Origin of the sequence: Actinomadura geliboluensis, assembly GCF_043197915.1 — a bacterium.
In the GTDB taxonomy this organism is placed as follows: domain Bacteria; phylum Actinomycetota; class Actinomycetes; order Streptosporangiales; family Streptosporangiaceae; genus Spirillospora; species Spirillospora geliboluensis.
This window is the reverse complement of sequence record NZ_JBICUA010000006.1, coordinates 397040-411083: the sequence shown is the minus strand read 5'-3', so window position 1 is coordinate 411083 and position 14044 is coordinate 397040. Positions and strand designations below refer to the sequence as shown.

General features: G+C 72.8%; 11 protein-coding genes. 6 read left to right on the top strand and 5 right to left on the bottom strand.

The genetic code is table 11. The annotated features are described in order from the left end of the window. Window positions 1-79: 79 nt before the first annotated feature. Entirely contained in the window at window positions 80-2659 is a 2580-nt protein-coding gene (locus tag ACGFI1_RS21995; RefSeq protein WP_392787381.1) for an MFS transporter, read from the top strand. A gap of 94 nt (window positions 2660-2753) precedes the next feature. Beyond that, window positions 2754-3551 carry a YceI family protein gene (locus ACGFI1_RS21990; protein WP_392787379.1) on the top strand — a complete coding sequence of 266 codons (798 nt, stop codon included), beginning with the start codon at window positions 2754-2756 and terminating at the stop codon, window positions 3549-3551. A gap of 10 nt (window positions 3552-3561) precedes the next feature. On the opposite strand, the gene ACGFI1_RS21985 is transcribed toward ACGFI1_RS21990, so the two are convergent. From ACGFI1_RS21985 to ACGFI1_RS21965, 5 genes are all read right to left on the bottom strand, one after another. Continuing rightward, window positions 3562-4347: a SecDF P1 head subdomain-containing protein gene (locus tag ACGFI1_RS21985; RefSeq protein ID WP_392732714.1), complete on the bottom strand. Its 786-nt coding sequence runs from the start codon at window positions 4345-4347 to the stop codon at window positions 3562-3564. 379 nt (window positions 4348-4726) lie between these two features. Then, the gene (locus ACGFI1_RS21980) at window positions 4727-5758 is read right to left on the bottom strand and encodes a 2-oxoacid:ferredoxin oxidoreductase subunit beta (RefSeq protein WP_392787544.1); all 1032 of its coding nucleotides are present in this window, start codon (window positions 5756-5758) and stop codon (window positions 4727-4729) included. Window positions 5759-5831: 73 nt separating this feature from the next. Continuing rightward, the gene (locus ACGFI1_RS21975) at window positions 5832-7673 is read right to left on the bottom strand and encodes a 2-oxoacid:acceptor oxidoreductase subunit alpha (protein ID WP_138640513.1); all 1842 of its coding nucleotides are present in this window, start codon (window positions 7671-7673) and stop codon (window positions 5832-5834) included. Between the two features lie 326 nt (window positions 7674-7999). Beyond that, window positions 8000-9475, bottom strand: coding sequence for a hypothetical protein (locus ACGFI1_RS21970; RefSeq protein ID WP_392787377.1), 1476 nt, complete (start codon window positions 9473-9475; stop codon window positions 8000-8002). 278 nt (window positions 9476-9753) lie between these two features. After that, a complete protein-coding gene (locus ACGFI1_RS21965; protein ID WP_387075484.1) occupies window positions 9754-10824 on the bottom strand; it encodes a hypothetical protein in 1071 nt (356 codons plus the stop codon). Between the two features lie 366 nt (window positions 10825-11190). Here ACGFI1_RS21965 and ACGFI1_RS21960 point away from each other — a divergent pair, with 366 nt between their 5' ends. Genes ACGFI1_RS21960 through ACGFI1_RS21945 form a run of 4 tightly spaced genes read left to right on the top strand, consistent with a single transcriptional unit; the run spans window position 11191 to window position 14037 of the window. After that, window positions 11191-11562, top strand: coding sequence for an NADH-quinone oxidoreductase subunit A (locus tag ACGFI1_RS21960; RefSeq protein ID WP_138642371.1), 372 nt, complete (start codon window positions 11191-11193; stop codon window positions 11560-11562). Between the two features lie 27 nt (window positions 11563-11589). Then, window positions 11590-12540, top strand: a complete 951-nt coding sequence (nuoB, locus tag ACGFI1_RS44375; RefSeq protein ID WP_449202371.1) for an NADH-quinone oxidoreductase subunit NuoB — start codon at window positions 11590-11592, stop codon at window positions 12538-12540. After that, window positions 12537-13088, top strand: a complete 552-nt coding sequence (locus tag ACGFI1_RS21950; protein ID WP_301173971.1) for an NADH-quinone oxidoreductase subunit C — start codon at window positions 12537-12539, stop codon at window positions 13086-13088. The genes nuoB and ACGFI1_RS21950 overlap by 4 nt, the downstream gene beginning before the upstream one ends. Next, on the top strand, window positions 13081-14037 hold the full coding sequence (locus ACGFI1_RS21945) for a complex I subunit 1/NuoH family protein (RefSeq protein WP_301173970.1): 957 nt from the start codon (window positions 13081-13083) through the stop codon (window positions 14035-14037). The genes ACGFI1_RS21950 and ACGFI1_RS21945 overlap by 8 nt, the downstream gene beginning before the upstream one ends. Window positions 14038-14044: the final 7 nt, after the last annotated feature.

The following is a 14044-nucleotide window of genomic DNA, read 5'->3' as shown; positions in this document are numbered from 1 at the left end:
TCCAACGAGTTGCAAGTAAACAAGCGTCTACCTAAGATACATGCACGGAACAGGTAATTCCGTATCGCATGGGGGCAGGGTGGCTCGAACCAGCGTGGCGTCGCACGGCCCGGCGGCGTCCGAGCCCGCGCGACCGCACTACACGCACCGGCAGATCCTGGAGATCCTCGCCGGTCTGATGATGGCGATGCTGACGTCGATGATCTCGACGTCGGTCGTCGCGACGGCGCTGCCGACGATCGTCGGCGACCTCGGCGGCCAGGACCAGCTGGCCTGGGTCGCCAGCGCGTCGCTGCTGACGATGACCGCCTCGACCCCGCTGTGGGGCAAGCTGTCGGACATCGCCGGGCGCAAGCTGATGTTCCAGACCGCCCTGCTGATCTTCGTGCTGGCCTCGGTGGGCGCCGGGCTGTCGCAGAACATCGGCCAGCTGATCGCCGCCCGCGCGTTCCAGGGCCTCGGCGTCGGCGGCCTGTCCGCGCTCGCCCAGGTCATCCTCGGCGACGTCGTCGAGCCCCGCCAGCGCGGCCGCTACGCCGGCTACATGGGCGCCGTGTTCGGCGTCTCGACGGTCGCCGGCCCGCTGCTCGGCGGGTTCATCGTGGACGCCGACGGCCTCGGCTGGCGCTGGTGCTTCTACGTGTGCGTCCCGCTCGCGGTCGTCGCGTTCCTCGTCATCCAGCGGGTGCTGAAGCTGCCGAAGGTGAAGCGCGACACCCGCGTGGACGTGTTCGGCGCGTTCACCATCACCGGCGCCGCCGCGCTGCTGATGCTCGTCCTGTCGATGGGCGGCACGGAGTTCGCGTGGAACTCCAAGTGGACCTACATCATGCTCGGCGCCGCCGCCGCGCTGGCCGTGCTGGCGGTCGTCGCCGAGCGCATCGCGCACGACCCGATCCTGCCGCCGCGGCTGTTCCGCAACCCGACGTTCGTGCTGACCTCCTTCATCTCCATCTGCGTCGGCATGGCGATGTTCGGCGCGATGATCTACATGCCGCAGTACCTGCAGATCGTCAAGGGGATGAGCCCGACCGCGTCCGGGCTGATGACGCTGCCGCTCGTGCTCGGCATGCTGATCACCTCGACCGGCTCCGGGCAGATCGTCACCCGGTCCGGCCGCTACAAGCTGTTCCCGGTGATCGGCATGGTGTGCATCGCGGTGGCGATGTACCTGCTGTCGCGGCTGCACACCGACTCGTCCGAGCTGCTCATCGGCGCCGACCTCGCCCTCCTCGGCGTCGGGATGGGCCTGACGCTGCAGATCCTGATCCTCGCCGCGCAGAACGCCGCCGCGCCCGCCGACCTGGCCTCGACCACGTCCGGCGTCTCGTTCTTCCGCAACCTCGGCGGCGCGATGGGCGTGGCCGCGTTCGGCGCCATCCTCACCAACCGGGTGGCGGACGAGATCGCGTCCGGGCTGCGCGCCGCCGGCCTCCCGATGCCGACCGGCGCGTCCGGGGAGCTGGGCTCGCCCGAGGAGATCCAGAAGCTGCCCGAGCCGCTGCACGGGATCATCCAGGACGCGTTCACCAAGGCGATGGAGGCCGTCTTCCTGGTCGGCGTCCCCGTCGCGGTGATCGGCTTCATCGCGGTCCTCGCGCTGAAGGAGCTGCCGCTGCGCGGCTCGGCCGACCGCGGCAAGGCCGCCGCCGCCAAGGAGCCCCCCGCGAGCGCCGTCCCCGGCGAGGACGGCGTCGTCCGGCCCCCGTCCCCGGTGGCGCACACGGGCGCCGTCGGCGCGGTCGGCGCCGGCCGGCACGCGCGCGACAACGGCCACGACCCCGAAGCGCGGCTCGCCACCGCCGCCCCGCCCGCACCCGCGGCGGCGCCGGCCGCGTCCGACCTCGCGGCGCAGGCACGGCTCCTCGCGCAGCAGAACGGGCACGGCGGCCACGACGGCGGCGTCCCCGTGCGCGGCGTCGTGCGGACCGGCGACGGCGCGCCCGTCCCGTCCGCCGCGCTGACCCTGATCGGCGTGGACGGGCACCAGCTCGCCCGCGCGGTCACCCAGGAGGACGGCCGGTACGCGCTGCCCACCCCCGGCCCCGGCAGCTACGTGCTGATCGCCGCGACCGGCGAGCACGAGCCGCAGGCCGCGACGCTCGTCGTCGGCGACCGGCCCGTCGACTTCGACCTGCTGCTCGCGGGCAACGGCGGGCTCGCCGGGACGGTCCGCGGCGGCGACGGCGCCCCGCTCGCGAACGCCATGGTCGTCGTGACCGACGTGCGCGGCGACGTCGTCGGCACCGGCCGCACCGACGTCGACGGGCGCTACCTGTTCAAGGACATCACCTCCGGCGCCTACACGCTCGCCGTGTCCGCCGCCGCGCACCGCCCGGTCGCGCTGCCGGTCGAGGTCGTCGGCAACGGGCAGACCCGGCAGGACGTGGAGATGCCGCCCGGCGCCCGGATCCGCGGCACCGTCCGCACCGAGTCCGGCGACCCGGTCGGCGACGCCCGCGTCACGCTCGTGGACGCCGCCGGCAACGTCGTCGCGATGGTGATCACCGGTCCGGACGGCGAGTACGCGTTCACCGACCTGACCGGCGGCCAGTACACCGTGATCGCGTCCGGCTATCCTCCGGTCGCGACCGGTCTGTCGCTTTCGGGCAGCGGGCTCGACGAGCACGACCTCAAGCTCGGCTACCCCGACGAATGACCGACTCGATCCCGGGCCGCCCGGCGGCGGCCCGGCCGACACGAAGCTGGAGTGCGGGCGGTTGAAGGACGCTGAGCGGGGTCTGCGCGGAACCGTGCGGACGAAGGACGGCTGGGCGGTGCGGCACGCCGTCGTCACGGTGACCGACCTGGCCGGGAACCAGGTTGCGCGGGAGCGGACCGGGGAGGACGGCGTGCTCGCCGCCGGTCCGCTGCCCGCCGGCACCTACACGGTGATCGTGACGGCGATGGGCTTCCAGCCGGCCGCAGCGACGCTGATCGTGTCGACGTCCGGCACGGCCGACATCGGGAAGGTGGTGCTCGGCCGCGCCGGCGGCACCGAACTGCCGCCGCCCGGCACCTGGACGATCGACCCGGCGCACTCGGCGGTCGGCGCCGTCGCGCAGCACCTCGGACTGTCCAGCGTCCGCGGCCGGTTCGCCGCGTTCGAGGGGCGGATCGAGGTCGCCGAGCCGGTCGAGGCGTCGCGGGTGACGGCGCGGATCGAGGCCGCGTCCATCGACACGGGCAACAAAATGCGCGACGACCACCTGCGCTCCGCCGACTTCCTGAGCGCCGACGCCAACCCGTACATCACCTACGAGGGCGACGGGCTGACCGCCGCCGGGCCCGACCGCTGGACGGTGCACGGCCGCCTCACCCTCAACGGGATCACGCGGCCGGTCGACCTCGACCTGACCTACCTCGGCAGCGGCACCGACCCGTGGGGCGGCGTGCGGGCCGCGTTCCGCGCGACGGCCGAGCTGCGCCGCGCCGACTTCGGCATCCGGTTCAACCAGATCCTGGAGGCGGGCGTCGCGATGGTCGGCGAGAGCCTGCGCGCCGAACTGGAGATCCAGGCCGTCCAGGGCGAGGAGCTCTCGGCGGGCTGAGCCACGCGGCCTAGCGGCCGCCCTTGAGGTCGCGGACGAGCCGGTTCGCGGTGGTCCGGTCCGGCGAGCCGGTCACGACGACCTTCCCGTCGGTGATGGCCATGTCGACGCGGGGCAGGGTGACGAGCCGGTCGCGGACGACGAACGCGAGGTCGCGCCCGACGGTCGCGCGGGTCAGCCGGGCGAACGCGTCCCGGTCGACCGGCCGCAGCGTCAGCGCCACGTCGTAGCCGCCCGGCTTCACCCGCGACTTCTGGACGTTCAGGCCGGCGACCTTGTGGATGGCGATGCCCTGGGTGAGGCGGTAGCAGGTCGGGCCGGTGCCGGCCTGCCCGGTGATGCCCGCCGTCCCGGCGGGGCACGGCCCCGGCGTCGCCTCGGAGACGGGGTAGATGTGCAGCGGCGCGGCCAGCGCCACCGGCCGGGTCCGCATCGAGGACGCGAACAGCCCGCCGGTCACCGCGACGGCCGCGATCAGCAGCCCCAGCGTCAGCACCATGATGAGCAGCGCCGACCGGTGCTGGTCGGCGGCCTTGGCCGGCGTCGGGGGGACGGTCTGCCGGCGGGGCCGGCGCCGTCCGGCCCGGCTCCGCTTGACCTCCGCCGCCTGCCGCCGGCGCTCCGCCGCCCGCGCCCGCCGTCGCGCGGCCTCGTCGTCCGGGACGGGCAGCACCGCGGTGGCCGTCTCCGTCTGCGCCCCGCCCGGCGAGCTCTCCTGCCCGAGCGCTTCCTGCGGGCCGCCCGCGCCGCCCGCGCCGCCTGCGGGCAGTGGCCGTGTGGCCGCATCCGGCCGCACTTCGGTGCCGCCCGGCTCGGCCTTGCCGACGGGTTGCGTGGCATCGGTGGGGGATGCGGGAGCGGGAGGCGCCGTTTCACCAGGAGGCGACGCGGACTCGTCCCCTGGACGATCCTTGTTACGGCGCGGAATGACCCGCATCGTCACCTCCCGGCTCCATGATCTCCGACAGTCTGTCAGGGTGAGACGCCGTCCCGCACCGTGTCTCGTGTGAAGACCGTGTCCCGCCCAGAGACCGCGGCGACGCGTCCGACGGCCGTCATGAGCATCAGTGCCCCGTTCCCCGCTATTCAATACGTGTGCAATAGGCGTGAAAAGGCCCGGTCCCGGGACAAACCGGGACCGGGCCTCCGCGAAAGCGGTCAGGTCGTGCCGTGGACTAGTCGATGCGCCAGGTGTCGCCGGAGCCGAGCAGCGCGGCGAGGTCGCCCTCGCCCTGCTTCGCGACGGCCTCGTCGAGCTGGGCCCGCATCAGCTCGTCGTAGGACGGCCGGTCGACGTCCCGGAAGATGCCGATCGGGGTGTGCTCGAACGCCGGCTGGTCCAGCCGCGACAGCGCGAACGCCTGCGACGGGTCCGGGTTGTGGGCGTCGTGCACGGCGATCTCGGACGGGTCGACGTCCGCGGTCTTCACGACCTCGAACGACCCGGTCGGGGTGCGGCGCAGCGCCTTGGAGCGGTCCGCTCCGAAGACGATCGGCTCACCGTGCTCCAGCCGGACGGTGACGTCGTCGCGGACGTCCGCGTCCTTCAGCGGGTCGAACGCGCCGTCGTTGAAGATGTTGCAGTTCTGGTAGATCTCGACGAGCGCGGTGCCGCGGTGCTGCGCCGCGGCCCGCAGCACCGACTGCAGGTGCTTGCGGTCGGAGTCGATGGTGCGGGCGACGAACGTCCCCTCCGCGCCGATCGCGAGCGACAGCGGGTTGAACGGGGCGTCCAGCGACCCCATCGGCGTCGACTTGGTGATCTTGCCGAGCTCGGACGTCGGCGAGTACTGCCCCTTCGTCAGCCCGTAGATCCGGTTGTTGAACAGCAGGATCTTCAGGTTGACGTTGCGGCGCAGCGCGTGGATCAGGTGGTTGCCGCCGATCGACAGCGAGTCGCCGTCACCGGTCACCACCCACACCGACAGGTCCGGGCGGGACGTGGCGAGCCCCGTCGCGATCGCGGGCGCGCGGCCGTGGATCGAGTGGAACCCGTAGGTGTTCATGTAGTAGGGGAACCGCGACGAGCAGCCGATGCCCGAGATGAACGTGATGTTCTCGCGGCGCAGCCCGAGCTCCGGCAGGAAGGACTGGACGGCCGCGAGGATCGCGTAGTCACCGCACCCGGGGCACCAGCGCACCTCCTGGTCGGTCTTGAAGTCCTTCAGCGTCTGCTTCTGGTCGGTCTTCGGGACGAGGGAGAGCAGCGACTTCCCGTTCCCGTTCCCGTTGGCGCCGTTCCCGTTGGCGACGGCGCCGCTGCCGTTGGGGGAGCCGTTCTCACTCACTATCGATCACATCCTGGATGACGCCCTGCAGCTCTTCCGCCTTGAAGGGCAGGCCGCGGACCTGGTTGTAGCCGATCACGTCGATGAGGAACCGGCCGCGCAGCAGCAGGGCGAGCTGGCCGAGGTTGATCTCCGGGACGATGACCTTGTCGTAGGAGCGCAGCACCTCGGGCAGGTTCGCGGGGAACGGGTTGAGGTGCCGCACGTGCGCCTGCGCGATGTCCCGGCCGGTCGAGCGGACCCGCCGGACGGCCGCGGAGATGGCCCCGTACGTCCCGCCCCAGCCCATCACCAGCACGCGGGCCGCGCCGGACGGGTCGTCCACCGCGAGCGGCTCGATGTCGTTCGCGATGCCGTCCACCTTGGCCTGGCGGAGCCGGACCATCGTGTCGTGGTTGGACGGGTCGTAGGAGATGTTGCCGGACCCGTCGGCCTTCTCCAGGCCGCCGATCCGGTGCTCCAGCCCGGCCGTGCCCGGGATCGCCCACGGGCGGGCGAGGGTCTCCGGGTCGCGCTTGAACGGCTGGAAGTCCTCCTGGGACGGCGCGGCGAAGTTCGGCTCGATCTTCGGCAGCGACGCCACGTCCGGCAGCCTCCACGGCTCGGAGCCGTTCGCGAGGTAGCCGTCCGACAGCAGGATGACCGGAGTGCGGTACTTCACCGCGATCCGGGCGGCCTCGATCGTCGCGTCGAAGCAGTCCGACGGGGACTGCGGCGCGACCACCGGTACCGGGGCCTCGCCGTTGCGGCCGAACATGGCCTGCAGCAGGTCGGCCTGCTCGGTCTTGGTCGGCAGGCCCGTGGACGGCCCCGCCCGCTGCACGTCGATGACCAGCAGCGGCAGCTCGGTCGCGACGCCGAGCCCGATCGTCTCGCTCTTCAGCGCGATGCCCGGACCGGACGTCGTGGTGACGCCGAGCGACCCGCCGAACGAGGCGCCGAGCGCCGCGCCCACGGCGGCGATCTCGTCCTCGGCCTGGAACGTCCGCACGCCGAACTTCTTGTGCTTGGACACCTCGTGCAGGATGTCGGACGCCGGGGTGATCGGGTACGAGCCGAGGAAGATCGGCAGCCCGCTCTGCACGCCCGCGGCGACCAGCCCGTACGCGAGCGCGAGGTTCCCGGTGATGTTGCGGTACAGGCCGGGCGCGTGCTCGGCCGGCTTGATCTCGTACTGCACCGAGAACGCCTCGGTGGTCTCCCCGTAGGACCAGCCCGCCTGGAAGGCCGCGATGTTGGCCTTCATGATCTCGGGCTTGCTGGCGAACTTCTTCTCCAGGAAGCCGAGCGTCCCCTCGGTGGGACGGTGATACAGCCAGGACAGCAGCCCCAGCGCGAACATGTTCTTCGCGCGCTCGGCGTCCTTCTTGGAGATGTCGAAGTCCTCGAGGGCCTTCACCGTCATCGAGGTCAGCGGCAGCGCGTGCACGCGGAACTCGCTCAGCGAGCCGTCCTCGACCGGGCTGGCGGCGTAGCCGACCTTGGCGAGGTTGCGCTTGGTGAACTCGTCGGTGTTGACGATGAGGTCGGCGCCGCGCGGCAGGTCCGCGAGGTTGGCCTTGAGGGCGGCGGGGTTCATCGCGACCAGCACGTTGGGCGCGTCCCCGGGGGTGAGGATGTCGTGGTCGGCGAAGTGCAGCTGGAAGCTGGACACGCCGGGCAGCGTCCCGGCCGGGGCGCGGATCTCGGCCGGGAAGTTCGGCAGCGTCGACAAGTCGTTGCCGAACGCCGCCGTCTCCTGCGTGAAGCGGTCACCGGTCAGCTGCATGCCGTCGCCGGAGTCGCCGGCGAAGCGGATGATGACGCGGTCGAGTTGCTGGACCTGTTTGGTCACAGAGGAAGACCTCCTCGACGGGCAGCAACCGTCCCGGGGGAGGCACCCGGGATCGTGATGCTACTTAGGCTTACCTTCATGGTATGTCCGGGATCGGATGGTGCTATCGGGACGACCGCTCACCGGGAGGTACGACCTGGGGCGGACGCCTAGTTCATCCCGAACACAGGCTGCTGCGCTGCCGGCACAGGTCGACGTGCAGCCGCCGCACCAGCCGCCGCGCGGGGCTCGTCGAGGAGCCGCGGCTCCCCAGGGGCGTGGAGTTCACGTCCCGAAGTGTAGACAGCGAGGCTAAAGGCGGACCGCACCGACCCGGGATGCACGCGTCACGGGCGTCCCGGTGACTGAGATGTAGCCGCCTCCGCACCTTCTGACCGATTCGCCGACGGCCCCTGCGTCCCTTCCGTCCCGCCCGTGGCGGACGGTCCCGGCGTGGCCGGTTTCGGCTTGAGCACGGCCTTGCGCTCGCGGTCGACCCGCGCGAGCAGTTTCGGCACGTCCGCCGCGGACAGCGCCTCCCCGACGACGCGGGCGGACGCCTCGTACGGGTAGGAGCCGGGGTTGTCGAGCGCGTTCTTCATCCACGTCCGCCACAGCCGGCCGGTGACGGTGCAGCCCAGCAGCACCGAGCGGCCGGTCCCGACCTGCTCCGACGCCTCGCAGGAGCCGAGCGGCGCGCCGCGCGAGGTGATCGACGCCCGCAGCGCGGCCCGCGTCCCCTCCGGCACCGACCCCGAGGGCGCGGTCATCGTGGCGGGCAGCTGCACCGTGCAGCCGTTGGTGTTCTGGTCGCAGTCGCTGAACGTCAGCGTCCCCGGCCGGAACCGCACGGTCGGGTCGCCCGCGCCGCCGAGCGCGGCCACCCGCGGGCGCAGCTCGGCGAACATCGCCGCGGGCGCCGCCACGGGCGCGGCTGTGAAGTCCGGCGCGTTCTGCCCGGCGGGGCGCACCGCCAGCAGCCGGTACGGGGCGGCGGCCGTCACCAGGTAGTCGGCGGCCGGCGTCTTGACGCGATATGCCCGGACGCCGCCGACGTCCTCCGTCGGCGGGTTTCCCGACGTCTTGGCCAGCGCCTTCGCGATGGCCTCGGGCCCCAGGACTCCCGGCACGTCGAACCCGGGCATCGACGCGGGCGCCTTCGACCAGCGCCCCGCGTAGTAGTCGGGGTGCGGGACCTCGCCGGCGTAGGCGCGCCAGAACGCGAGCCCGGCCTTGATGTAGGTGGTGCCGTCGATCGCGACGACGTCCGCCGTCAGCGTGCCCGCGACCAGCCGCCCCGTCGCCGAACCCGACGGCGCCACCTGGAGGCGCGCCCGGACGGTGCCGCCCTTCAGCGTGAGGGTGCCGTTGTAGCGCAGGCCCGTCCCGCGCTTGAGCCTGCGGCCCAGCGCGGCCGTCCACGCCGGCGGCGCGGCGGCCGCGGTCGCCGTGGGCTTCTTCTTGGCGGGCTCGTCGTCCCCGCCGAGCGCGACCGCCGCCACGGCACCGGTCGCGACCACCGCGAGGGCCGCCGCCCCGGCGACCACCAGCAACCGCGCGCGCCGCGGCCCGGCCTGCCGCCCGCCCTTGCCGGGCAGCACCCCGCCCGGCGGAACCGGGCCACCGGGCCGTCCGGACGGGCCGGGACCACCGGTCTGACCATGCTGGGGCCGCCCGCCGGGGTGCGCCGGCGGGCGCTGCGGCGCACCGGCCACGCGGACGTCCTGCGGATGGCGCCGGGCGCCGAAGGGGCGCCCCGGCGGGGGCGGGGGGCGGTGCGGGGACGGAGACGCCGGTGACGGCTCGTCCTGTTCAGCGCTCACGGGGGACTCGCTCTGCCCTTCTCACTTCCGGGGCCCGGGTTCGGCCCGACCGTCGGCAACAAAGCAAGGGGGTGCGGGAGGCGTCCACCCGAGGGTGCCGGCGAGGCTCGGGACCGTCGCGGGGGGATGAGGGGCGGCCGCCGGGCCCTGGAGGGGCGTCCTCACAGAGCATAAGGGTGCCCGGCGGCGCTTCCTCCGGAAGTGGAGGAGCGCCGCCGGGCACCCGGGTGGCCGGGGGTCAGCGCGCGGTGCTCCGCGCCGCGCGCCTCACCTGCGGCTCATTCGCTGTCGAGACCGTTCTGCAGGGCCTGCACATCGGCGGACGTGGCGCCGATCACCTTGTACTGGGCGTGCTTGTAGAAGGTGCCGCCGGTGCCCTTGGCCCAGCTCTTCCACGCGGAGGTGGCGACCCGGCAGCTGGCCCACTGCGAGGCGCTGCCGCTGATCGTGATCCGGGTCGTGCAGTTGCCGAGGTCCCGGCCGGTCAGCGTGCCGGCGGTGATCCGGAACCGGACGTCGATCGTGACGGGCTTCTCCACGCCGATCGGCGGCCGGATCCGGGCCTGGACGGTGCAGCCGGAGTCGCCGTTGCAGCCGCCCTTCTTCCACTCGTCGACCGACGGCCGCGCCGAGCCGTTGAAGGCGTCCTTCAGCTCGCCCATGCTCGACCGCATGTCGGAGATGAGGGACGAGGCGCCGCCCGAGTCCTGCGGGGTGACGTCGACGGCGACGCGCGGGGTGGTGGCCTCGTAGCGCAGCAGCTCGGCGTCGTCCTCGTCGGTGATGTAGAGGGTGGAGGAGAAGGTGCTGAACTTCAGCGCCTTCTTGCCCTGCCACGTCGTCTCCAGGGGCTTCACCCGGGACGTCCTGGCGGAGCGGAGCTTGCTCGCCAGCGCGGCGGGCGACAGCTGGGTCTTGAAGTCGAGGTCGAGCTCGTCGTCGTCCAGCCGGCCCCACTGCTCGCCGGACTGGAGGTAGAACGGGTCGTCGGTCGAGGAGATCTCCTTCGCCCAGTACGACTTGTCGGCCTTCACGAACACCTTGCCGTCGGCGGCGAGGAGGGTGACGTTGTCGCCGCCCCAGGTGACGGGCCCCATCACGCGCCCGCCCTTGGTGACGTTCAGCTCGCCGCGCAGCGACTCCGAGGAGCTGAAGGTGCCCTTCAGCTCGACCGCGCGCGCCGCGCCGATGCTGGCCGCCGCGGCGGTCAGCTTCTCCTCGGGCGACTTTCCTCCGCCGCCCACGGACACCGCGTACACGACGACCGCGATGATGATGAGGACGACGAGGCCGCCGCCGATCAGCCCGATGACGAGGCCGCCGCCGCCACCGCGCTTCGGCGGGGGCATGGCGGGGCCCATCGGGGCGCCGGGGGGCGGCGGGAAGAAGGGCGGCGGCGTGCCCGGGCCACCGAAGCCGCCGGGCGGCGGAGGTCCGCCCGGGGCGCCCGGGCTACCGGGTCCGCCCGGACCGGGACCGCCCGGGCCCGCCGGCGGCGGCGGGGGCGGCCAGGAGGCACCGCCCGGGGATTCCCAGCCCGGGGGAGGCGGGGGGTTGCTCATCCGGTCACGTCCTTCCAGGTCAACCTGACCCAATGCAAATCTAGTGTGCAGCAAAATCATGGCATCGTGGTCCCCCGGGGTGGAGGTACGACGTCACACTCCCCTGATCCTGCGCCGGGGGATACTGGATCAGACGCAGACGAGGAGGATCTGGTGCATAACTATTTCGACACATATGTCGTTGTGGTCGTCCTCCTCCTCGTCGGCGCCGGAATCGTCGGCGGGGCACTGGGCGCGAACCGGATGCTCCGTCCGCATCGTCCGACCGCGGAGAAACTGACCACCTACGAGTGCGGCGTCGACCCGGTGGGCGAGGGCTGGGCCCACTCCTACGTGCGGTATTACGTCTTCGCCTACCTCTACGTCGTGTTCGCCGTGGACGCGGTGTTCCTCTTCCCCTGGGCGACCGTCTTCTCCGCGCCCGGCTACGGGGCGACGACGCTCGCCGAGATGTTCATCTTCCTCGCGTTCCTCGCCACCGGGCTCGCGTACGCGGGCAAGAAGGGCGTCCTCTCCTGGGTGTGAGGCCCCGGCCGCTGTAACAATGGCGCTGTGGGCACCATCGATCTACCGCCGCCGAGCGTGGGACCGCTGTCCCGGCTCGCGCCGAAACCGGTCAAGTTCGTGCTCAACTGGGGCCGCCGCTACTCGCTGTGGGTCTTCAACTTCGGGCTGGCCTGCTGCGCCATCGAGTTCATCGCGACGTCGATGAGCCGGCACGACTTCATCCGGCTCGGCGTCATCCCGTTCGCGCCGGGGCCCCGGCAGGCCGACCTCATGGTCGTCTCCGGCACCGTCAGCGACAAGATGGCGCCCGCCGTGCGGCGCCTCTACGAGCAGATGCCGGAGCCCAAGTACGTCATCTCGTTCGGCGCCTGCTCCAACTGCGGCGGGCCGTACTGGGACTCGTACTGCGTCACCAAGGGCGTCGACCAGATCATCCCGGTGGACGTCTACGTGCCCGGCTGCCCGCCCCGTCCCGAGGCGCTGCTGCAGGGCATCGTCCATCTGCAGGAGAAGATCGCGGCCGAGTCGCTCGGCGAGCGCTACGACGGCGGCGACCCGCTCAGCCCGCCGCCCCCGCCGCGGCCGCTGTCGGCGACGGTGCTGCGCCGCCCCCTCCAGCCCCCGCCCGAACCTCCCGCGCCGGACGAGCCCCCGCCCACCCCCGCGCCGGACGAAGAGGCCGCGCACGAGCCGGTGGGGCCCGCGGACGAGACGGTGCCCGTCCACCCCCTCGGCGAGGACGACCAGGCCACCGTGCCCGTCCCGACGGTGGAGGACGAGCCCGCTCCGGCCGAGGAGCCCCCTCAGGCCGACGAGCACCCTGCCGACGAGCCTCCTCGGGCGGAGCAACCGGCCCAGGCCGAGGAGCCGGTGGGGGACGACGAGCCGGCGCCGCCGCGCGGCGGGAGGCGGGGCTGGTCGCCCGACCACGACCCGTCCATCATCCCCGGGCTGGTCGACGACGACCACGACGACCGGATCGGGCGCGACCGGTGAGCGCCGAGTTGGCGGACGCCTGGACGGCCCGCTTCGGCGACGAGGTCAGCTCCGAGGAGACGTTCGGCGGCCTCGCCGTCGGCGTCCCGCCCGAGCACTGGCTGGCCGCCCTGACCTTCGCCCGCGACGACCTGTCCTGCGGGTTCTTCGACTGGCTGACCGGCGTCGACGAGCTTGAGGACGGCTTCGCCGTCGTCGTCCACGTGTACTCGCTGGAGCGCCGCCACCACCTGCTGGTCCGGACGCGCGTCCCGCGGCGGGCCCCGGTGCTGGCGACGGCGACGGGCGTCTACCGGGGCGCCGCCTGGCACGAGCGCGAGACGGCGGAGATGTTCGGGATCCTGTTCGAGGGCCATCCGAACCTCGTCCCGCTGCTGCTGCCGGACGGTTTCGAGGGCCACCCGCTGCGCAAGGACTTCGTGCTCGCGGCCCGCGTCGCCAAGCCGTGGCCGGGGGCGAAGGAGCCGGGCGAGTCGGGGCACGGGGCGCCGAGCCGCCGCCGCGTCCGGCCGCCGGGCGTCCCGGAGAACTGGGGGCCGGATGCTTGAGATCGTCGTCAAGCTGGTCCTCGTCGCGGCGGCGTTCGCGGTGCTGCCGCTGCTGGTGGGGCAGGCCGAGCACAAGGTGATGGCGCACATGCAGGGCCGCCTCGGCCCGATGTACGCGGGCGGGTTCCACGGCTGGGCGCAGCTCGTCGCCGACGGGGTGAAGTTCGCGCAGAAGGAGGACGTGGTCCCGCGCGACGCCGACCGGTGGGTGTTCAAGCTGGCGCCGGGCGTCGCGCTCGTCCCGTACCTGCTGGTGCTGCTGGTGATCCCGATCGGGCCCGGCGGGCAGGTCGCGCTCGACCTCGGGCCCGGGATCTTCTTCGCGCTCGCCGTGATGGGCGTCGGCGTCATCGGCGCGATCATGGCGGGCTGGGCGTCGGCGAACAAGTACTCGCTGCTCGGCGGGATGCGGGTCGCCGCGCAGCTGATGTCGTACGAGCTGCCGATGGTGTTCGCGGCGTCGTCGGTCGCGATGGCGGCGGGCACGCTGTCGCTGCAGGGCGTCGTGGAGGAGTGGCGCTGGTGGTGGCTGCCGTGGCAGGCGGTCGGCGGCGTGGTGTTCTTCGTCGCGGGCCTCGCCGAGCTGCGCCGGCCGCCGTTCGACATGCCGGTCGCCGACTCGGAGATCATCTTCGGCCCGTACACCGAGTACGGCGGGCTGCGGTTCGCGCTGTTCCTGCTCGCCGAGTACGCCGGGATCGTGGTGCTCTGTGCGCTGACGACCGTGCTGTTCCTCGGCGGGTGGAAGGGCCCGTTCCTGAACACCGAGCTGGGCTGGCTCTGGACGCTGCTCAAGGTCGGTGCGCTGGCATTCTGCGTCATCTGGCTGCGGGTCAGCTACCCGCGCATGCGCGAAGACCAGTTGCAGAAGCTCGCCTGGGCGTGGCTCGTCCCGCTGTCGCTCGCGCAGCTGGCGCTGACGGGCGTGCTCAGCGTCGCCCTGGCCTGACCCCGGC